Source organism: Dysgonomonas sp. GY75, from assembly GCF_015234155.1.
In the GTDB taxonomy this organism is placed as follows: Bacteria; Bacteroidota; Bacteroidia; order Bacteroidales; family Dysgonomonadaceae; genus Dysgonomonas; species Dysgonomonas gadei.
This window is the reverse complement of sequence record NZ_JADCLQ010000001.1, coordinates 72,583-94,074: the sequence shown is the minus strand read 5'-3', so window position 1 is coordinate 94,074 and position 21,492 is coordinate 72,583. Positions and strand designations below refer to the sequence as shown.

General features: G+C 40.1%; 19 protein-coding genes and 1 pseudogene. 13 read left to right on the top strand and 7 right to left on the bottom strand.

From position 1 onward, the window contains the following. Positions 1–250 precede the first annotated feature (250 nt). The gene (locus IR083_RS00520) at positions 251–2,791 is read left to right on the top strand and encodes an alpha/beta hydrolase family protein (RefSeq protein ID WP_194222821.1); all 2,541 of its coding nucleotides are present in this window, start codon (positions 251–253) and stop codon (positions 2,789–2,791) included. 78 nt (positions 2,792–2,869) lie between these two features. Here IR083_RS00520 and IR083_RS00515 read toward each other — a convergent pair whose 3' ends face one another. Together IR083_RS00515 and IR083_RS00510 are read right to left on the bottom strand one after the other, a co-directional pair. Then, positions 2,870–3,349 carry a hypothetical protein gene (locus IR083_RS00515; RefSeq protein ID WP_206759845.1) on the bottom strand — a complete coding sequence of 160 codons (480 nt, stop codon included), beginning with the start codon at positions 3,347–3,349 and terminating at the stop codon, positions 2,870–2,872. 11 nt (positions 3,350–3,360) lie between these two features. Next, positions 3,361–4,275: a dimethylarginine dimethylaminohydrolase family protein gene (locus IR083_RS00510; protein WP_194222819.1), complete on the bottom strand. Its 915-nt coding sequence runs from the start codon at positions 4,273–4,275 to the stop codon at positions 3,361–3,363. Positions 4,276–5,047: 772 nt separating this feature from the next. Here IR083_RS00510 and IR083_RS00505 point away from each other — a divergent pair. Beyond that, entirely contained in the window at positions 5,048–5,473 is a 426-nt protein-coding gene (locus IR083_RS00505) for an organic hydroperoxide resistance protein (protein WP_194222818.1), read from the top strand. 391 nt (positions 5,474–5,864) lie between these two features. Then, on the top strand, positions 5,865–6,221 hold the full coding sequence (locus tag IR083_RS00500; RefSeq protein ID WP_006800493.1) for a hypothetical protein: 357 nt from the start codon (positions 5,865–5,867) through the stop codon (positions 6,219–6,221). Positions 6,222–6,277: 56 nt separating this feature from the next. Here IR083_RS00500 and IR083_RS00495 read toward each other — a convergent pair whose 3' ends face one another. Continuing rightward, the gene (locus IR083_RS00495) at positions 6,278–7,228 is read right to left on the bottom strand and encodes an NAD-dependent epimerase/dehydratase family protein (RefSeq protein ID WP_194222817.1); all 951 of its coding nucleotides are present in this window, start codon (positions 7,226–7,228) and stop codon (positions 6,278–6,280) included. Between the two features lie 168 nt (positions 7,229–7,396). Between IR083_RS00495 and aldA the strand changes: the two genes are divergently transcribed. From aldA to IR083_RS00475, 4 genes are all read left to right on the top strand, one after another. Continuing rightward, a complete protein-coding gene (gene aldA / locus IR083_RS00490; RefSeq protein WP_194222816.1) occupies positions 7,397–8,833 on the top strand; it encodes an aldehyde dehydrogenase in 1,437 nt (478 codons plus the stop codon). 88 nt (positions 8,834–8,921) lie between these two features. Then, positions 8,922–9,662 (top strand): (Fe-S)-binding protein, encoded by a 741-nt coding sequence (locus IR083_RS00485; RefSeq protein WP_006800496.1) that lies wholly within the window; start codon positions 8,922–8,924, stop codon positions 9,660–9,662. Continuing rightward, entirely contained in the window at positions 9,659–11,053 is a 1,395-nt protein-coding gene (locus IR083_RS00480) for a lactate utilization protein B (RefSeq protein ID WP_194222815.1), read from the top strand. The genes IR083_RS00485 and IR083_RS00480 overlap by 4 nt, the downstream gene beginning before the upstream one ends. Continuing rightward, positions 11,043–11,621 (top strand): lactate utilization protein C, encoded by a 579-nt coding sequence (locus IR083_RS00475; RefSeq protein WP_194222814.1) that lies wholly within the window; start codon positions 11,043–11,045, stop codon positions 11,619–11,621. Before IR083_RS00480 ends, IR083_RS00475 begins: the two co-directional genes overlap by 11 nt. Positions 11,622–11,736: 115 nt before the next feature. On the opposite strand, the gene IR083_RS00470 is transcribed toward IR083_RS00475, so the two are convergent. From IR083_RS00470 to IR083_RS00455, 4 genes are all read right to left on the bottom strand, one after another. Further along, positions 11,737–12,552 carry an META domain-containing protein gene (locus IR083_RS00470; RefSeq protein ID WP_194222813.1) on the bottom strand — a complete coding sequence of 272 codons (816 nt, stop codon included), beginning with the start codon at positions 12,550–12,552 and terminating at the stop codon, positions 11,737–11,739. 25 nt (positions 12,553–12,577) lie between these two features. Further along, positions 12,578–13,363: a nitrilase family protein gene (locus IR083_RS00465; RefSeq protein WP_194222812.1), complete on the bottom strand. Its 786-nt coding sequence runs from the start codon at positions 13,361–13,363 to the stop codon at positions 12,578–12,580. An 86-nt stretch (positions 13,364–13,449) separates the two neighbouring features. Beyond that, positions 13,450–13,989 (bottom strand): 1-acyl-sn-glycerol-3-phosphate acyltransferase, encoded by a 540-nt coding sequence (locus tag IR083_RS00460; protein ID WP_194222811.1) that lies wholly within the window; start codon positions 13,987–13,989, stop codon positions 13,450–13,452. Beyond that, positions 13,989–14,270, bottom strand: coding sequence for a hypothetical protein (locus tag IR083_RS00455; protein WP_006800502.1), 282 nt, complete (start codon positions 14,268–14,270; stop codon positions 13,989–13,991). The genes IR083_RS00460 and IR083_RS00455 overlap by 1 nt, the downstream gene beginning before the upstream one ends. Before the next feature lie 342 nt (positions 14,271–14,612). Between IR083_RS00455 and IR083_RS00450 the strand changes: the two genes are divergently transcribed. The 6 genes and pseudogenes from IR083_RS00450 (at position 14,613) to IR083_RS00425 (ending at position 21,401) form a co-directional block, all read left to right on the top strand. Beyond that, positions 14,613–16,265, top strand: a complete 1,653-nt coding sequence (locus IR083_RS00450; protein ID WP_194222810.1) for a glycogen/starch synthase — start codon at positions 14,613–14,615, stop codon at positions 16,263–16,265. 267 nt (positions 16,266–16,532) lie between these two features. Next, a complete protein-coding gene (glgP, locus tag IR083_RS00445; protein ID WP_194222809.1) occupies positions 16,533–19,118 on the top strand; it encodes an alpha-glucan family phosphorylase in 2,586 nt (861 codons plus the stop codon). A gap of 114 nt (positions 19,119–19,232) precedes the next feature. Next, positions 19,233–19,439: pseudogene (locus IR083_RS00440) on the top strand (hypothetical protein); the annotation flags it as partial. Between the two features lie 20 nt (positions 19,440–19,459). Next, the gene (locus IR083_RS00435) at positions 19,460–19,948 is read left to right on the top strand and encodes an RNA polymerase sigma factor (protein ID WP_194222808.1); all 489 of its coding nucleotides are present in this window, start codon (positions 19,460–19,462) and stop codon (positions 19,946–19,948) included. Then, positions 19,935–20,540 (top strand): hypothetical protein, encoded by a 606-nt coding sequence (locus IR083_RS00430; RefSeq protein ID WP_194222807.1) that lies wholly within the window; start codon positions 19,935–19,937, stop codon positions 20,538–20,540. Before IR083_RS00435 ends, IR083_RS00430 begins: the two co-directional genes overlap by 14 nt. A gap of 198 nt (positions 20,541–20,738) precedes the next feature. Then, complete coding sequence (locus tag IR083_RS00425) at positions 20,739–21,401, top strand: helix-turn-helix transcriptional regulator (protein WP_194222806.1); 663 nt, start codon at positions 20,739–20,741, stop codon at positions 21,399–21,401. Positions 21,402–21,492 lie beyond the last annotated feature (91 nt).

Here is a 21,492-nt window from a genome sequence, read left to right as displayed (position 1 = left end):
TACTATTTAATATAGGCGCTATAACATTAAGTACTTTTGCAAGATTTGGCAGGATCAAAATAAATTCTGCTCTGCCCCTGCTAGTTAAGACGTGCATTTTTAATGCTCAAAGATAATATATTATCCTCAATTAAAGATATCCCTGCTATAAAACATCATGGCAGACAAATGCTTTTCATTGCTATTATTCCGTTTGTCTATCGTATAATTCATATCTTTATTGCCTAAACTATAAAATATTATAAAATATATGAAATTACGATTGTCGGTTATCGCCCTATGCCTTACATCCGTTATAGGCATGTTTTCTCAGATCAAACAAAAATTACCCCAGATATATGCAGCTCCGCCCGTTGCTGTTATCAATCCGTTAATTGTAGACTCTACCAATCTGAAAGGAGATAAGTATTCGGAAAAGGATTTATTGAAAATGAATCTGACCATTCCTGAGCAAACCGCTTTTGTAAGACCTCTCAAATCCGACACTGCCGGATATTTTTATGCGGAAAAGCCAAGGGAAGGCTATACTTTCCAGCTATTCTCATTCTATGTGCAGGCCGACCGTTATGCGAAATTATCCTTAAAGATAACCTCTCCGAATATGTTCGAGCTATATGTGGATGGTAAACTCAGCACCTCGAAAACCACCAGAGAAGAAAACTTCAGAAATGAAAAAGAGGTTACCGCTACTTTCAACCCATATCCTTTATCCAGCCGTGTCGTAATCAAGCTACTAGCTTCGGCGGAAGATAAGTCCTCTCCTATTTTCAAAATTGTATTGGAAAACGAGAAGGGGGACGATAAAACGACCTTTTCAGTTCAAAATACGAGCAAAAGGTTCGTAAACTTTACCGATATGCTCTTAGGTAAAAGAGTAACCAATACCAGTATGTCGCCAAACGGTCAATACGCTTTGATCTCGTACAGAAATACATTCGGAGAGAAAAGCATATCCACAACCGAATTATACAATGTCTCCACAGGCAAACAAATCCTTCTGGATACCGATGGCAGTAAAAAACAGTTAAGTTGGATGCCTGTAAGCGAAAAAATGTTCTACTTACTAAAAACCGAAGATGGTACAAATCTGATCTCCATCGATCCCGCGACATTACAGGAAACGATCCTAGCAAAGAACATTCCGGACGAGTATATGACCTTCTCCCCCGATGAAAGAACTCTTTTCTATACCAAACAGGAAAAGGGCGAAGAGACGAAAGGAGATTTAAAGCTTTTATTATCACCCGAAGACCGCCAACCGGGATACACTAACCGTTCGTTCATCTATAAATACGACATCAGATCGGGTCTAAGCCAGCAACTTACATATGGCTCGCATACGACATGGCTCAACGACATCAGCGCCGACTCAAAACAGCTTCTGGTTTCTTTTACCGATGAAACAGTGACCGAACGTCCGTTTCGTAAATATACAATGCTCAAGCTGGATTTGCCGACTATGAGTGTAGATACTTTATGGACAAACGAAGGTTTTGCATATGGCGCGACTTTTTCCCCCGACGGTAAAAAAGTCCTTATATCGGGTGCCGGCGAAGCCTTCGGCGGCATAGGACAAAATATAGATGCCGGACAAATAGCCAATAGCTATAATGGCCTCGCATTTATCATGGACTTAAGCACAAAACAGATTGACCCGATCACAAAGAATTTCGATCCGAGTATCGACAATAGTTTCTGGAACAAGAAAGACAATCTGATCTATTTCCGTACTACCGACAAGGACTATGTGAATATGTATGCATACAATCCTTCCGGCAAGTCTTTCACTAAATTACCATTGAATGAAGAAGTCATCCGTTCATTCTCTACGGCTGACAATGCTCTGTCCGCAATCTATTTCGGCGTAAGCCAGTCGAACTCTACCCGTGCCTATCTGTATGATATAAAAAATCAAAAGTCGACAATGGTAGCCAACCCATACAACGACAGGCTATCTGAAATGACTCTCGGAAAAGCGGAAGACTGGAACTTTACCAATTCCGCAGGAACAGAGATTAAAGGCAGTTGTTACCTGCCTCCAAACTTCGACGCGTCCAAGAAATATCCGATGATCGTATATTACTACGGAGGTACCAGTCCTACTTCCCGTACATTTGAAGGACCGTATCCTGCCCATGTGTTTGCATCGCAAGGCTATGTGGTGTATATTATACAGCCGAGCGGCGCAACCGGCTTCGGACAGAAGTTTGCAGCCCTGCACGTCAATGCATGGGGTAAACGTACCGCCGAAGATATCATAGAAGGAGTAAAACAGTTTGTAAAAGAACACCCTTATGTAAACGAAAAGAAAATCGGCTGTGTAGGCGCGTCATACGGCGGATTTATGACCATGTACCTGCAAACCCGGACAGATATATTCGCGGCTGCCGTATCCCATGCGGGAATCAGTTCCATCAGCAGCTATTGGGGCGAAGGATACTGGGGATACACTTATAGTTCGGGCGCAAGTGCTCACAGCTACCCGTGGAACAACCCCGACCTGTATGTAAAGCAAAGTCCGTTGTTCAGCGCCGACAAAGTACACACACCTATTCTGTTTACACACGGTACGGTCGACACCAATGTGCCTATAGGCGAAAGTATCCAGATGTATACAGCCTTGAAGATATTGGGCCGCCCGGCGGAATTCATACAGGTGAAAGACGAAAACCACGGAGTAATGAATTACAAACGGCGTGTGGAATGGAACAATTCCATAATGGCCTGGTTTTCCAAATGGCTGAAGGACGATAATGGCTGGTGGAAAGGACTTTACCCCGACGCAAAATAAGTTTATGAATGATGAGTAGTAAGTATTGAGTAATAAGTGGTTTGAAATTCTTTCAACTTAATACTCAATACTTATTACTTATAATGAAAGAATCAGCCCCAAGCGTACGAAAAATTGATTGTTGCCACGCGACACATTCATATCATACCCTGTCTTTATATAAAACAAACTATAAGCACACATAATATTAGGAGTAAGCACAATCCCGCTCGCCCTTTTTTCATTAAAGTTCCGTAAATACCCCGCATCGCACGACAGCCACAAAACACTTCTATCGGCATAATCTCCAAAAACCATACTTGCAAAATCCAATGTGGGCGAAATAGCCTTCGTATTTAATCCTGAAAGTTTGGTACTGCCTCCTGTATAATCCAAGCCTCCAAACAGGAAGAAATTTACATCCCCCTTGTATGTGTAATATCTGGTATGTATATTGGCTGCGAACTCAACTTTCTCACTTTTTGTCGCTTGCATGCCTGCGCCGATCATCTGTGCAGATAAGGTAACGGACGCAAACATAAAAACAATAAAAAGCCCCAGAGATTTAAGCATATTCATTTTATACTAGATTATTCCCTAACTAATGGTAGTGTAGAGCAACGGAGCAATCCTCCCATTTTGGATATTTCGAAATAAGGGATAGCCTCGACTGTCAACCCCCATTCATCGGCCAAATGGCGATTAAGGCGCGTAAAATGTTTCTCGCTTACAACAACCGTAGGAGATATAGAAAATATATTCGTATTCATATAATACATTTCTTCCTGTGTAACCTCGAAAACATTCTTCCTACCGAAGAAATCAACCAGATAATGATAGTCTTTTTCGTACTTGAAACCATCTTTATAGATAATAGCCTTACCATTACCTACCGGCATGAAAGTACAATCGAGATGCAGGATACCTTTACGGGGGTCGGTATCATCTTTCTCCAGTTCGAGTGCCACAAAATTTTTCTCAGGATATAATTCCCGAAGGAATGCTATTGCGTACGCGTTTGTTCTGGCAGTTTTGTATTCAGGATAATCCCTTTCCATATAAGTACCGACAAAGACGGTATCACCATACAAGACCACGTCTCCACCTTCTACATGTGCTTTCTCGGGCAGGTTATATATTTTATTGAAAGCTATCTGACTATAGATAGGCGCATACGCTTCCTGCTCATCCGCACGATCGGGTATAATGTTTGATGTGATAATCTTATCATCAATTACAAATGCTACATCACGGGCATAGACCTGATTACAGTTGGGCAAAATAAGAGGACGAAGAACTTCCACATCATATTTTAAGAAAACTTTTTCAAATGCGGTCATTTCATCGGCGATATTCTCTTCCTTAGGATAAGTACCATTTTGGACAGATTCATAAGATTTCGCATCATATGTATCTTCCGGTGCAGGTTCTTTCCCTAACGAATAAGGCTGCCCCAACACAACGGTTTTCAGTGGTGCGGTTTCATTTTGTATATTTAGTATCATAACTTCTCATTTTGTGCAAAGATAGTGCTTTTATAAAAATAAGGGATAACTCTTTAAGTCTTTACAGGGCAAACGCATCAAATTATTCAACTTCTATCGAAGGCCTGTAGGGGCGTATTGCATACGCCCGCATAACAAAATATCACAACTGGGCGTATGCAATACGCCCCTACAGGAGGTTGAAAACAGCTTTATGAATTTTGATGCGTTTGCCCTAAAATCTTTAAGGCAAACGCACGAAAAGCGAAAATTTCAACCATTAATATTATTTACATTAATTAACTCTGTTTAGTTAAAACCTGACATATCTGACAATTTTCTCACTATTTCCATGTCGTATTTTTAACATTTTTTTAACTGTATATAGTTAAAGAGTAACAAAGGTAACACATATTTCAGCTTTTAGCTGATAGCTATTAGCCGTTAGCTTAGGCTGTCGCACAAAAGACTTTAGGGTAAACATAAATACAGTTCTTTCAACTTTGTACTCATTACTTAAAACTTATTACTTGTTAAAAGGTTACAAAGTTTACACTATTTCACTCATTTGCTAATATGCTAATCTACAGATTTACGAATCAATCTTTCAAAGAGCTACAAGCTGACAGTTAAAGGCTACCAGCTTATTATATAGATAAACTTTCTCAAAAAAAATAAATTCCGTGTCATTACCCTATTATGTCTTATATTCTTTATTATAGCTATCATTGAACAATACAAGTCTTACTATTGTTTTATTATACTAACTAGGCAAATTATAAAAAACAGTAGTATGGAAAAAATGTACACAGCAGTAGCTACCTCGGTAGGAGGAAGAAGCGGTAGTGTCAAGTCTTCGGACGGAGTACTGAACCTGGAAGTAAGACCTCCTAAAGAAATGGGCGGCCCGGGTGGTAATTACACTAATCCTGAACAACTTTTTGCGGCAGGTTATTCCGCTTGCTTCGGCAGCGCACTAAGCCACGTTTCACTAGCCAAAAAGATTCACATAAAACCGGAAGTGACCGCCAAAGTAAGTATTGGTCCAAAAGAAGGTGGAGGCTTTCAACTGGCTGTGGAAATGGATGTACATATAAAAGGGATCAGCCGGCAAGAAGCCGAAGAACTGGTTAAAGAAGCACATCAGGTATGCCCTTACTCCAATGCTACACGAAACAATATAGAAGTAACTTTGAAAGTGACTACTGAGAATAAATAATTAAGCAGTTTTACTGCCCTGTATTTATTATTATATATGGATTGATTTTTTGGATAAAGGCGTGAGCGTATGTTCACGCTTTTTATTTGATAATAACTAGGTATGTCTTCAGCTGTAATTTGTTTTACATTTAGTGAGTTTCCATATAACAATCATATATCAAAAAAGTTCACAAAAACCCAATAGAAAATATATATGACATATAAATGCATATTTTTATGCCAAAAAGACATTAAATAAAAATTATTCCTTACATTTGTATCGTGAATTAGGTTATCAATAATTTACAAGTATAACGAACAAAGAATACCATGAACAAGATGGGATTTCTTTGTTTTTTTTATGCCTGTAAGTTAATAAAGATTGTTTTTAAAATTAAATTTTTTTGGTTATGAAAAGGTTATCAATTTTATTTGTAGCGGTACTGGCGTTCAGTATCAGTTCATTTGCGAGCAACGATTATGAGGTTTTGTGGGTATTGAATAACAAGAGCACATTCAATACAGTAACCGATTATGTACAGGCGACTCCTGCACAGAAAGAACAACTCGGAAATATATTCTACGATTCGGCGGAGAAGCTGAAAGATGCATTGCAGGATAACGACAAAGAGGGGGCATGGAAAGCCTTAGCCTTCAATTTGGCAAACACAAAATCTGTATTATCTGCACAGCAATACCGTAAATATCTGGCAATATTAAATGCTACATATCAGCAGACACAAGGTGTTCTTGTAGCTAATAAATAAGATGTGATGTTTATTAAACAAATTGGAGGGAAGGATTTATTCTTCCCTTTATTTTTTCAAAACAGTTCAATACCTTCTCTGTATGTCTTGAATTTCAGTTCGGGAAGCAGTTCTTTTCTCATACGCCTCGTATCTCCATAATAAGACACCATTCCTATTTTTACAAAATCAACAGTCAACGGGCTTTGCGTACCAAAAAGAGCAGAAAACAACTCAAACCCGCGTGCAGCCGTCATTATCATCCATACGGGCATACGCCACGGTTTATGATTTCCTTTATAGATTGTTATATCGTCAAGAAACTGTTGCAAAGTCTGCACTCCCTCATCCCCAATATGATAAATTCCCTTTACACCGGGGTTTAGAGTGGCCGCAATAGTTGCATCCACAAAATCTGATTTCGAGATAAGATGTATATCGGTTGGTTTCTTCCACACTCCCAGCAACCTGTGACGGGCAAACCATTGTGCTGCGTCTATCATAAGAATTCCTTCACCATACACCATCCCTACCCGCAAAGAGACAGCTTCGAAACCACATTTTTCTCCATACCGGAACAAGAGTCTTTCTTCTTCAAGACGTGTTTTTGCATGCATAGATTCCGGTTTTCCGTCCAATACTCCGGTCGCCGGATTTTGCGGGCTGCATTCACCTTCTACATGAGGGAAACTGATAAGGATGATGCGTTTTACTTTTTGTCGGATAGCAACATCTAACAGGTTATTGAAGTATTGCGTATTCGTAGTAGGCAGGAATTTTTCGGGATTCGCTTTGAATAGTATTCCCGCAAAATGAACGATTACATCGACATTGTCGAGTGCATCGCACAATGTCTCCTTGCTTGCTAAATCTACTTTGAAAACGGATATATTTTCTTTTTCTTTCAGGTTCCCGGCAATATCTTTCTTATGTGTCAGCAGATTTAGATACACATCCATATCTTTCATCCCCTGAGCTAATAGTCCGCCAAGATTGCCTGCCGCTCCCGTTATTGCTATTCGTTTCATGTTAAGTTTATTTAAGCCCTAAAGATAAGTCTAGTTTATTATTATATAGTCATTTATTGAAACTATAATATCAAATTTTGTAATGCGGTATGCTCTTTTTTTTATAATTTTAGTTTCCGAATTTAGCTATATAATACCTGTATATTAATAATATAAACATTAAACACCATGAAAGAACTAAAAATGTTTATCGACGGCAAATTTGTAGAAAACGCATCCGGAAAATGGATAGACGTACTGAACCCGTCGACAGAAGAAGTAATCTCGCGGCAACCCGAAGGCACAATCGAAGACGCCCGCAAGGCAATAGATGCGGCCGAAAAAGCACAGGATAAATGGGCAGCTACTCCTGCCGTAGAAAGAGCAAGCTATCTGATCAAGATTGCAGCAGGCATCCGCAAACGGGAAAAAGAACTGACCGATATCATTGTCCGTGAAGGTGGTAAAACTCAGGGACTGGCAAACGTAGAAGTCCTTTTCACAGCCGATTATCTCGAATATATGGCAGGATGGGCACGCAGATATGAAGGTGAAATTATCCAGAGCGACCGTCCACACGAAAATATTTTCCTGTTTAAGAAACCGATTGGTGTTACTACGGGTATTCTTCCATGGAATTTTCCGTTCTTCCTCATTGCCCGTAAGGCTGCTCCTGCATTGGTGACGGGAAATACAATCGTGGTAAAGCCCAGCCAGATTACTCCTGAGAATGCATATGTATTCGCCCGGATAGTTGAAGAAGTGGGTATGCCTGCCGGTGTATTCAACCTTATAATGGGACGTGGTTCCGTTATCGGGCACGAACTGGCTGCTAACCCGAAAGTAGGAATGGTAAGCCTTACCGGAAGCGTTGGCGCAGGGCAACAGACAATGGCTGCCGCAGCTCCGAATATCACAAAAGTATCCCTCGAACTGGGCGGAAAAGCTCCGGCTATCGTTATGGATGATGCTGATCTAGATTTGGCGGTAAAATCGATAATCGCATCCCGTGTCATCAATACAGGGCAGGTTTGTAACTGTGCCGAACGGGTATATGTACACAAGAAAGTGAAAGACATATTCCTTGAAAAACTGGTTGCAGGCATGAAAGCCGTCAAAGCGGGTAATCCTTCCGAAATAGTAGATTTGGATATGGGACCTCTTGTAGAAGCCAACGCATTAAAATCAGTGGAAGAAAAAGTAGCGAAAGCCATAAACCAAGGCTGCAAACTTCTTTGTGGCGGCAAGCGTATCGGAACGAAAGGCTATTTCTTCGAGCCTACTGTTCTCGCTGATGCCACTCAGAAAATGGATATTATACAAGAAGAAACATTTGGTCCGGTATTGCCTGTCGTTGAATTTTCCGATATAAACGATGCTATTGAATGGGCTAACGATTGCGAATATGGTTTGACATCTTCCGTTTACACTCAGAACCTGGATACAGCTTTCAAATTGGTAAGAGCGCTTAAATTCGGAGAAACATACATCAACCGTGAAAACTTTGAAGCTATGCAGGGATTCCATGCCGGATGGCGCAAATCGGGAATCGGCGGCGCTGATGGTAAACACGGGCTTGAAGAATATCTTCAGACACATGTAGTGTATCTGGAAACAAAAGGCTGATAAGTCTAATAATAAAAAACTCAAAGTCTGCTGGCTTTGAGTTTTTTATATTATTACCTTTATAGCGATCAACTAATTTAAGATAAAGATGAAAGTAGGATTATTTATCCCCTGCTATGTAAATGCCATATATCCCGAAGTGGGGGTAGCCTCATACAAGCTCCTCGATTATCTGGGTGTGGATGTGGATTATCCCATCGATCAGACTTGTTGCGGGCAGCCGATGGCGAATGCAGGTTTTGAAGACAAAGCCATTCCTTTGGCAAAACAGTTCGAAAAACTTTTCGACAAATACGACTATATTGTCGCTCCGTCAGCCAGTTGCGCCGCTTTTGTAAAAGAAAATTATCCCCGCCTGCTGGAGAAAGAACAGCATCTGTGCCAGACAAGCGGAAAAATATATGACCTGTGCGAGTTCCTTCACGATATATTGAAAGTGGACAAACTTCCGGGTAACTTCCCTCATAAAGTGAGTGTACATAACAGTTGCCACGGCGTGCGGGAACTACATTTGTCTTCGGCAAGCGAACTGAATATTCCCCGTTACTCAAAGGTCAGGGATTTACTGTCCTTAGTAGAGGGAGTAGAAGTACTGGAACCTCAGAAAGTCGATGAATGCTGCGGCTTTGGAGGAATGTTTTCTATCGAAGAACCTTCCGTATCTGTATGTATGGGGCAAGATAAAGTAAGGAACCATATGGCTACCGGGGCAGAATATATAACCGGAGCCGATAGTTCATGCCTGATGCATATGCAGGGAGTGGTCAGCAGAGAGAACCTTCCTATTAAGTTTATTCATGTTATTCAAATTTTAGCTGCGGGACTATGAGTACAAAACATACGAAGGCGGCAGACCGCTTTATTGCTAATAAAGAGCAGGAGACATGGCATAATGAAACCCTTTGGATGGTACGCGAAAAACGCGACCGCATGGCAATGGCTATCCCCGAATGGGAGCACTTGCGTGAACTGGCTGCGAAGGTGAAGATGCATACCATTACCCATCTCGACCAATATCTCGAAAAATTTGTCAGTAATGCCGAATCCAACGGTGTTATTATTCATTGGGCAAAAGATGCAACGGAGCATAATGAGATCGTATACAGTATTCTTTCGGGACGCAACGCGAAGAAGCTGGTAAAAAGTAAATCGATGCTTACCGAAGAATGTCACCTGAACCCATACCTGATAGACAGGGGAATAGATGTGGTCGAGAGTGATTTGGGTGAGCGCATTCTCCAACTGATGAACGAGCCGCCGAGCCACATTGTAATGCCTGCTATTCACCTGAAGCGGCAGGAAGTAGGCAAACTCTTCGAAGATAAATTGCATACCGAAAAAGATAACAGTGACCCTACATACCTTACCCGTGCTGCCCGTCAGCATTTGCGCAACGAATTCCTGACAGCCGGTGCAAGTATGACAGGGGCTAACTTCGGCGTGGCGGAGACCGGTGACGTGGTAGTCTGCACCAACGAAGGGAATGCGGATATGGGTACTTCGCTACCCAAAGTACACATCGTATCGATGGGAATAGAGAAGATTATACCCGACCACCGTGCCTTGAGTGTATACACCCGTCTGCTCGCGCGTTCGGCCACGGGGCAGCCTGTAACGACTTATACTTCCCATTTCCGCAAGCCGCGCAAAGGTTGTGAGATGCATATCATACTGGTCGATAACGGACGAAGTGAGATACTCGGAAATAAGGAACATATACAAACACTGAAATGTATCCGTTGCGGGGCATGCATGAATACATGTCCGGTGTACCGGAGAAGCGGCGGGTATTCCTATACTTATTTTATACCCGGTCCTATAGGTATTAATCTGGGAATGCTGAAATCGCCGGAAGAATACGCTGATAATGTTTCGGCCTGTTCGCTGTGCTATTCATGTAACAATGTTTGTCCGGTAAAAATAGATCTGGCAGATCAGATATACCGTTGGCGGCAGAATCTAGATTCGTTTCACAAGGCGGATAAGATGAAGAAGATAATGTCATGGGGTATGAAATTCCTGTTTATGCACCCGGCTTTATACAAGACAGGACTGAAATTTGCACCAGTTGTAAATCACCTGCCACGATTTATGCTGTATAACGGATTAAACGATTGGGGTAAAGGACGAGAACTGCCACAATTTGCCAGCGAATCGTTTACCGAGATGTGGAAAAAAGGGAAAGTACAAACGAATAAAGCAGGAAGCGATGAACAGTAAAAACAATATATTAGGAAATATAAGGCGGCATATAACAGACAGGTATGAGATGCCCGATATAGATATAGAAGGAATACAATATCCCGATAAAGTCGCCCAATTTATAGAAATAAGTAAGGCTGTAGGAGGAGATGCGATTGTCTTGAAAGAGGGGGAGGATATAAATGAAGTTATACGTTCGTTATACGCCGACGCTAAAGTGATAGCTTCCAATTTGCCCGACATCACTATCGCAACCATCAATCCGGATAATGCCGCGGATCCGCACGAATTGAATGGGATAGACCTGGCTATAATAAAAGGAGAAGTCGGTGTTGCCGAAAACGGATGTGTATGGATTCCACAGAATGTAAAGGAGAAAGTGGTTTACTTTATTTCAGAATACCTGGTTATCGTACTCGACAGGAAGGCTGTGGTAAATAATATGCATGAAGCCTATGATAGGCTAACCTTTAATGACTATGGTTTCGGTGTATTTATTTCCGGCCCGTCTAAAACGGCTGATATAGAACAGTCGCTGGTTGTAGGGGCACATGGTGCAAAAGGAGTGACGGTTATATTGAAGTAGAAAATATAGGGGTGAAAAATTTTTCACCCCTACTCTATTCAATATAAATACTTAAAACGCCTAAAGATTCAAACTTTGCTTACAAGCGCTTTTATATTAGATAAGACAGAAAAAATCATTCTGCCACTCCTTTTACAAATTCAAGTACGACATTTCCCTCTTTGGAGAATGTCAGTTTATCGCCATTCAATCCGGCTTGCAGTGGACTGGCAAGAAGTCCTGTAAATAAACCTTCTCCTTTCAGACTCGGACAAGCCATCTTTGTAGACATCACTGGGCCAAAAGTCACCGTGTTTTCCTGTAGTGTGTATGATGTACGATATGTGTTACAACCTCCATTACCGAATGCTTTTCCATCTGCTGTGAATTCCAACGTAGGAGTTTTTCCTGTAAACAATGTAGCCATATCGCCACCGGCTATAGACGTAAGGGTCCAAGCTCCGGCTAAGTTTTCTGCATTTACAATATCCGTAGCTGCTGCTACTTTAGGAGCTTCGCCTTTTTCGAACTGTAGTATCACTGTTTTATCTTCAGACAACGTCAGTAACCCTTCTTTGTCTAATGACAAGATGAGGTTAGGAGTAGAAAGGGCTGTGAAAAACTGGGGCTCTTTATTTGCTTGTACGCACATCATCATTGTTGCAGCCAGATTAGGTGCAGAAAATTCATTCTTATCTGTCAGTGTAAAAGCTCCCGTAAATCCATTACATCCGCCATTACCGGAGACCAGATTTTTAGCGAAATCGAATTGCAGATAGGGCAATGTTCCCGCAAATGCTGTTTTAGCATCTTCACCTTTCAGAGTTTTAAGTGTCCAATAACCTTCCAGTTGGGTTTTATCAACCGGTTTTGCTGAATTGCAACTTTGTAAGCTGAATGTAAGTGTTATAATTGCGATTACAAGAACCGCCGGATTTAAAATACGTTTCATAATTAATATTTTAATGATAATTCTATTACTTTAATTCAAATCTGTCGGCATCTTTCCATACTGGAAATTTAGCCCTGAATTGCTCCAACTCCAATTTTGATAAACAAACAGTTTCGACCTGCCCTAGGTTCAGACCGAGAGAGAGTATTTCATCCCCTTTGGCATCGACAACCTTTGAGCCGCCTTCGTGTATCAGTCCGTTACCATCCTTTCCTATCCGGTTTACCCCACATACATAAGCCATATTCTCAAGAGCACGGGCCGTTAACAACGCGTTCCATACTTTTGCCCGTGAAGCCGGCCAGTTAGCCGTATAAATAAGCAGATCATACTCATTATCAACATTTCTTGCCCATACGGGAAACCGTAAGTCGTAACAAATAAGTAAACAGATATTGAAGCCTTTATGTTCAAAGATCAAACGTTTACCTCCTGCTGAAAAAGACTGAGGTTCAGCTCCCATGCGGAAGAGATGGCGTTTGTCGTAATAGAATTCTTTATCAGGAGTAATGAAAAATCCCCGGTTATAAAAATCAGTATTTTCTTCGGCTATATAACTACCGCATACAGCAACATCATATTGCGCAGACCACTGTTTCAATAAGGTTATAGTATTACCGCTAACCGGCTCTGCCAGATTATGGCTGTTCATGGAAAAGCCTGTAGTGCACATTTCGGGTAGAATTACAACATCGGTTTTACCTTCGAGACCTGATACAACAGTATGTATATAATCGAGGTTCTTTTGTTTATTTTCCCATGCAATGTCGTATTGCACAAGACTAATCCTAAGGTTACAGTCTTGTAGCATAATATGTTATCAATTTAAAAGTGGAGAACGAAAAGTAAAAAATATATTAAATCTTAATTTTTTACTTTTAATTTTTCGTTTTTCATTTACAAAGAAAAATATTGAGGGTGCTTTGCAACCACTCCTTTATAGCAGGCTTTAATTATTTCCAGATCGGCATCCACATCTCCTGTAGGCATCAGAATCTTCTTAAAGTCAGCCTCTTTCTTACCATAATCGAGTGCTGCAACAACAATCGGTACATTAGCAGCCAAAGCGATGAAATAGAATCCTTTTTTCCATTCTGCATTCAGTTTACGGGTAGCTTCAGGAGTTATAGCCAGTTGAAAATTTTCTCTCTCTGCATATATTTCCGACATCTGCTCAGTCAGTGAAGTTTTTCGTGAACGGTCTACAGGAATACCACCAAGTCCTTTGAAAATAAGATTCATAGGAAAAAAGAACCACTCTTTCTTGATCAGGAATGATGCTTTTCTGCCTAATGCACTATAAACAGTCAATCCTAAAGGTAAATCCCAGTTACTTGTATGCGGTGCAACACAGATAACACATTTTTCAGGCAGTTCGGTCTGCCCGGTTATTTTCCACCCGATAAGGCGGAGAATAAAATTACTGAAACTTTTCATTAACCCAGAGCTGCTATTTCTTTGGCAATCGTATTTGTTTGTTCCTGGATATCAACTCTTAATTTTTTATAATAAGACTTAACTCTGCCTTTCACATCCTTGCCTTCATTTACATTCACACGCTTCAGCAATTCGTTTTGGACTTCTACTATATGGGTAATGACTTTGTCGGCAGCTTCCTTATCCGCATCGACTACGAATATCTTATAAAACAGACAGTCTACATACAGTAATTCCATCGTTGCAATTATACTTTTTTTTAGTTTTCGTCTGCTACTCATAAGAAAATATTTTTTATACGTTTATATCTTTATTATCTTTGTGCTCCTTTGAAGCGAAGAGGTATTTTATGTCTTATCTCCAAATCATAAACAACAAGCGTTGTTGTGTTTAGATAAGCAATAAATAGGTCTGAAGCCTTAAAGTGCGTGGCAAAGGTACTAAAAAAGATACTCATAAACTTACGCATTAGAAATTAATAAGTATTAAATAAAATAAACCGCAAAGCAATATTGTACAACTAAGGGAAAGAGTGTCTCTGATGATATACATCTCAATTTAGCTACTTATTGTCTTTATTAAGCTTAACAAAGTAATAAACAGGTCTGAGACCTTAATATAATATGGCAAAACAAAATAATAATCCGGATTATATCTTCGAAGCAAGTTGGGAGGTTTGTAACAAAGTAGGAGGAATATATACGGTATTATCTACCAGAGCCAAGTCGATGCAGGATGTATGCAAAGACAAGGTTGTATTTATAGGTCCGGATGTGTGGACAGAGAAAGAAAGTCCATGGTTTAAAGAAGATAAAACTCTTCTGGCAGACTGGAAAAAAACAGCAATAAAACAAGATAAATTAAATATCCGGATAGGCCGCTGGGATGTTCCGGGGCAACCTATTGTGGTGCTGGTTAATTTCAATCAGTTTTTCCCTGCAAAAGATGCGATATACGGCGATATGTGGCATAAGTTTGGTGTAGATTCGCTGAATGCTTATGGCGACTATGACGAATCATGTATGTTTGCATATGCTTCGGGTGCAGTTATCGAAAGTTTCTATAAATATCATAAACTTCAGAATAAAAATGTAGTCGCTCATTTCAATGAATGGATGTTGGGAATGGGTGCATTATACATAAAAGACCGTCTACCGAAAGTGGGGACGCTATTTACCACACATGCCACATCTATCGGACGTTCTATAGCCGGAAACGGTAAGCCTCTTTATAATTATCTGTCGGCCTATGATAGCGACCAGATGGCACGCGAACTGAACATGGAAGCAAAGCACTCAATAGAAAAGGCCGCAGCACGGCATGTAGATTGTTTTACGACTGTGAGCGATATTACAGCCCGGGAATGCCGCCAGTTGCTTCATCGCGACCCTATAGTTACGCCTAACGGATTCGAGAAAGATTTTATTCCGGTAGGACAGGAACACGAAGAAAAACGCCTGATAGCACGCAAGAAGCTCATTAATGTAGCCGAGAAATTATTGGGGTACGATATCCAGGAAGATGCTCTGCTGGTTGCTACCAGCGGGCGTTATGAGTACCGCAACAAAGGCATAGATGTGTTTATCGACGCTATGCACCGACTGGAGCAGATAAAACAGCTCGAAAAAGATGTGATCGCATTCATAATGGTGCCGGCATGGATTAGCGGTCCCCGTGCCGATCTGCAGGACAGATTAAAATTAAAAAAGACTCCGGGAACTGCTCTCAGTCATCCGCATATCACCCATTGGCTTCGTAATATGAATCACGATTCGGTACTGAACCAGATTAATTATCTGAAAATGGAGAACAAAGCCGAAGACCGGGTGAAAATTATCTTTGTTCCATCCTATCTCAATGGAAATGATGGTATCTTCAATATGCCGTATTACGATTTGCTAATAGGGCTGGATGTCACCGTATTTCCTTCTTACTATGAGCCTTGGGGATATACACCACACGAGAGTATTGCGTTCTCTGTACCTACTATTACGACATCTTTAGCCGGATTCGGATTATGGATGCGTAAAATGGGCGATGAAAAAGGTATGGACGACGGAGCTGAGGTTATAACCCGTGATGACTACAACTTTATTGAAGTGTCGGAAGATATCTGCAACCGCGTATTCGAAATGACGACAAAAAGTAATGAGCAGGAGAAGATCTTGCGTCAGGCAGCATTAGATAGGGCAGATATGGCCGATTGGGCACATTTCTATCAATATTACCAGGATGCCTACCGCATTGCTTTAGCTGAAGCGGCAAGCCGTACCTGAATTTCTTATTTCATTGCAAACGTTTGCAACAACCAGGTAAGACTTAAACAAAATATATAACAATAGAACGTTCCAAATTCATTATATTTGTAGTTTCGAATAATAAACAAACAGCAAAACATATCCGTTATAATAAGGAATGAGAAAGGAATCTGAGGTCACAGACCTATTTATTATTCGGGCAAGCAGAAAAACAAAAGTACGTTATAATCTGAAAACATATCATCAAGTTCTATCAGTCACTTACAAAGTTTAAATAATATATTTATGAGAATTAAAGCAAGTTATTCTAACACTCCCTCTTGGAGGAGTGCGTATACACAAGTGAATCTGCCGAAAGAATTACTGCCACTGGAAAAAGTAGCACGTAATCTATGGTGGGTATGGAACAACGACGCAACAGACCTTTTCGCTGAATTTGATCCTGAACTTTGGAAAAAAAGCGAACACAATCCGGTTATCTTACTACAGAAAATTTCTTATGAAAGAATTGACGAAATTCTTAAAGACTCTATCCTGATGGATAAAGTGAAAAAAGTGATTAAGAATTTCGAATCATATATAGCCGAAAAATTTGATAAAGCAAAGCCATCCGTTGCATATTTCAGCATGGAGTATGGTTTTTCGCATGTATTGAAGATTTACTCAGGAGGTCTTGGAGTATTGGCGGGTGACTATCTGAAAGAAGCCAGTGATAGCCATGTAGACCTTACAGGCGTTGGATTCCTGTATCGTTATGGATATTTCACACAGTCTATTTCTCCTGACGGTCAGCAGGTAGCTAATTATGAGCCGCAGAACTTTGGCGAACTACCACTCGATCCGGTATTGAACGAAGACGGAAACCAGATGATTCTGGCTGTACCGTATCCGGATAGAGATATCTATGCAAACGTATGGAGAGTAAATGTAGGACGTATTAGTCTCTACTTACTTGATACTGATATTGACTTGAATAGTGAATATGACCGTCCTATTACTCACCAATTATATGGTGGCGACTGGGAGAACCGTCTGAAACAGGAATACCTGTTGGGTATCGGTGGTATTTTACTACTCAACAAACTGGGAATTAAGAAAGAAATATATCATTGTAATGAAGGCCATGCCGCATTGATTAATGTTCAGCGCCTACTTGACCTTATCGAAGGTGAAGGGCTTACATTCAATCAGGCATTGGAAGTTGTACGTGCTTCAGGTCTGTACACAGTGCATACTCCCGTTCCGGCAGGGCACGACTATTTCGATGAAGGTCTCCTTGGCAAATATCTTGGCAGCTATCCGGCCCGCCTGGGTATCTCATGGCAGGATTTCGTAGACATGGGACGTGAGCATCCGGGTAGCGGGGAAAAGTTCAGCATGAGTGTATTTGCACTAAACACCTGCCTTGAAGCCAATGGCGTAAGTTACCTGCATGGAATCGTTTCGCGTCATATGTTCCAGCCTGTATGGCCGGGATATTTCCCCGAAGAACTGCATGTAGGACATGTAACGAATGGTGTACATATGCCGACATGGACCGCGAAGGAAATGAAAGAACTATATGAGAGGACATTCGATAAGAATTTCTATAACGACCAGTCTAATCATGAAATATGGGATAATATATACAGTGTTCCCGATGCTGAAATCTGGAAACTGCGCCTGGCAATGAAGAAGCGTCTGGTTTCTTATGTTCAGGAGCAAATGAAAGAAGGATGGATAAAGAACCAGAAAGCGCCGTCTGCAATATTCAACATTGTGGATAAGATCAATCCCGATGCGTTGCTTGTAGGTTTCGGCCGTCGTTTTGCGACATATAAGCGTGCTCACTTATTATTTACTGATCTCGACCGTTTATCGAAACTGGTAAATAACGAGAAATATCCGATACAGTTCCTGTATACAGGAAAGGCTCACCCTGCCGATGGAGCCGGACAAGGTTTGATCAAACAGATTGTAGAGATTTCGCGCCGTCCTGAATTTTTCGGAAAGATCATTTTTCTTGAAAACTATGACATGCGTCTTGCCAAACGCCTTATATCAGGTGTTGATATCTGGTTGAATACGCCGACACGCCCATTGGAGGCTTCCGGTACATCCGGTGAAAAAGCAGAAATGAACGGGGTGCTTAACTTCTCTGTCCTTGACGGATGGTGGTATGAAGGCTATCGCAAAGATGCAGGCTGGTGTCTGACAGAGAAACGCACTTATACCAATCAGGCATATCAGGATGAACTGGATGCTTCGGAAATATACTCTATGTTCGAGAACGAGATACTTCCATTGTATTATGCCCGCAATTCGAAAGGATATTCCCCTGAATGGATTCAGTATATCAAGAACTCTATCGCCAATATCGCTCCGGAATATACAACCAAGCGTATGATCGACGATTATATCAAGAACTTCTATAAACCGGAAGAAAGCCGTTCTAAACTGGTTACAGCAAACAACTATGCCAAGGCTAAGGAATTGGCTGCATGGAAAGAAGATACTGCTGCTAACTGGGATAAGTTCACCGTAGAACAATTAACATTCAACGGGCAAGATTTAAGAGACGGCGCCGGACTTCCATCCCCTAACCTTACCGAAGGTGAGAAATTGAAAGTGGAAGTAGTCCTTGACAAGAAGGATATGAAAGGTGATCTAGGCGTAGAATGTGTACTTACCGAATATGACGCGGAGAAGAAGGTTGACAAATTCATATCGACTCAGGAATTCAAGTTAGTAAAGCAGGAAGGATCGAAACTGTATTTCGAAATGAATGCCGAAGCTAAAATACCGGGCTTGTGTAATTTCGCATACCGTGTGTTCCCTAAACATCCGGACATGGCTCACCGTATGGACTTTGCTTATGTACGCTGGATTTGATAGTCTTTAAAGCAAAATAAGAGAATAACAGTTCTCGATAAAATGAACCCTAAAAGTTTGACAACTTTTAGGGTTTGTTTTTATGGTAAGAAGTTCGGGACACTTTTTACTATCTCACAGGGAGTTCCAATAGAAACGGGCAGTAAGATGATGGGGCATACTAATATCAAAACGACCCGGATTTACGCCAAGATAACAAAAGAGAAAATCAGTCAAGATATGGAAGCCCTTTCTCATAAATTGAAATCATTCGAAAAGCAAATGATAAAACAAATCCAAGATAATGTAATATTTGATGTGAATCATACGACTAACCTATAAAACGATTCAATATTTTAATTGTGGAAAAAGAATTTTTTAAACAAGTTAATGCATCTCAAGGTATATTACAAAAAATCTGTAATATTTACTTTTATGGAAACCCTTACAAAGAAGATTATTATCAAGAAATAATTATCAGACTTTGGAAAGCGTATCCAAATTTTAAAAATCAATCATCCTTTTCGACTTGGCTATATAAAATTGCTTTTAATACTGCCATTGACATACTCCGTAAACAAAGTATTCGTCCTATTCACGTTGAACTTACCGAATATGAATATAGGCAGCCGGATGATAGTTATCACCTCGAATCTGAAAATAAGGATAAATTGTACCAGGCAGTTCTCCATCTTACAGAAGTTGAAAAGGCGATAATTCTACTCTATTTGGAATCATATGAGTATAAAGAAATTTCTGTGATTATAGGCATTTCGGAAAGTAATATTGGCGTTAAAATTAATCGGATAAAAAACAAATTAAATAAAATACTTACAAATGGAAAAGAATGATATAAAACTGATGTGGCAGAAAATAAACCTTGCTGACGCATCATCAAGTGAGGTAGATGTCGAAGAAATTATTAAGAAAAGTCACAGCAACATAATTTTAAAAACTCTAAATCTGCAAAAAAAGAAAATGCTGGTATACTTTTCTTTTTTAACTGTTTATGCATCTCTTATGATATATGCTTTTGTTATTTTAAGATTGAATTTATCAATACAATCAGTCATACCACTTTCGCTGACAGGATTATTTCTTTTTGTAAAAACAATTTTCGAAATAAATGGGTTTCGACTATTACAAAGCATAAAAAGTGATATTGCTATTAAAGAATCTATTTTCTCTTTTAAACAAAAACTTAATCATGTAAAAATGGTTGAGTTTATATCTACCCTTATATACTGTTATGGTTGGGCAATTGGAATTGCCTGGGTTGTGATTAATGATTTTAACGAATTAATAAAGAACTTATTACCTCTTTTAATATTTCTTATCCTGATACTTCTTATTATTCCTTGGTACATAAAATATTTTCGTCCCCAATACAAAAATCTATACATTAGTTTAGATAAGGATATTGAGTTCCTTAAATCAAAATAGTTCGTATCATAATTGGATTTATATAAAAGTCATACAGCATAATAGAAAATTAACTCCAACATCAATATTCCGCTCACTCGTGCAGACGTCTCGTCTGTGTGTTACGAAGCAAAAGAAGGATCAATTGTTTTTCCTTGCTCTAAAATATTAAAATCCTGTATAAATATAAATCCCGTTTATCTATACCAATAAACGGTTATGACGAAGTATAATACAGAATTGACTGAAAAGATTGTAAACCTGATTGAAGACGAGTTTTTCACCGTATCGCAGGTATGTAAGGCAACGGGCATCAGCCGGGAGACATTTTATTGCTGGATGAATACCAAAGGCGATTTCCGTAGAGAAGTGGAACAGGCGGTAGCGCACCGTGAAGCCGAACTGATGACGATGGTACAGGCTTCGCTTAGAAAGAAACTTGAAGGATATTACACAACAGTAGAAAAAGATATTTATGTCTCCGATGAACATACAGGTAAAATTATTTTCAAGCAAAAGACAATTACGAAGAAAGAATGCCCGCCCGATCTTCGTACAATAAAGATGCTGCTGGACAGGCAGGACAAAAGCCCCTCACAGTCCCGAAGGGAGGAGAAAGCCGCTAAAGAATACATTATGAAGAGTGAACCCGAAACTTTAGAGAAAAGAGAAGTACCGGAAGAAGAAATCATCCTGAATCCGGTGGAAGAAATATTGGAAACCAGTGCGGAGGCCATCATAGAGTATCCCCCCAAAAACGAACATATAGAAAGGGATATGAAAGTACTGACTTCTTCACAAAAAAGAAAAGCCGAGCACAAAAAGAAGAAAAATATGACAACCGAAAAAATTAAAAAAAGTGTCAGATGTGTCAGATTTTAACAAGTGAAAAGTAGTAAGTAGTAAGTAAAAAGTTATATGAGATACAAGTAAACCAAGTACAAGGTACAAGTTGTTAACTGATGACTGATGA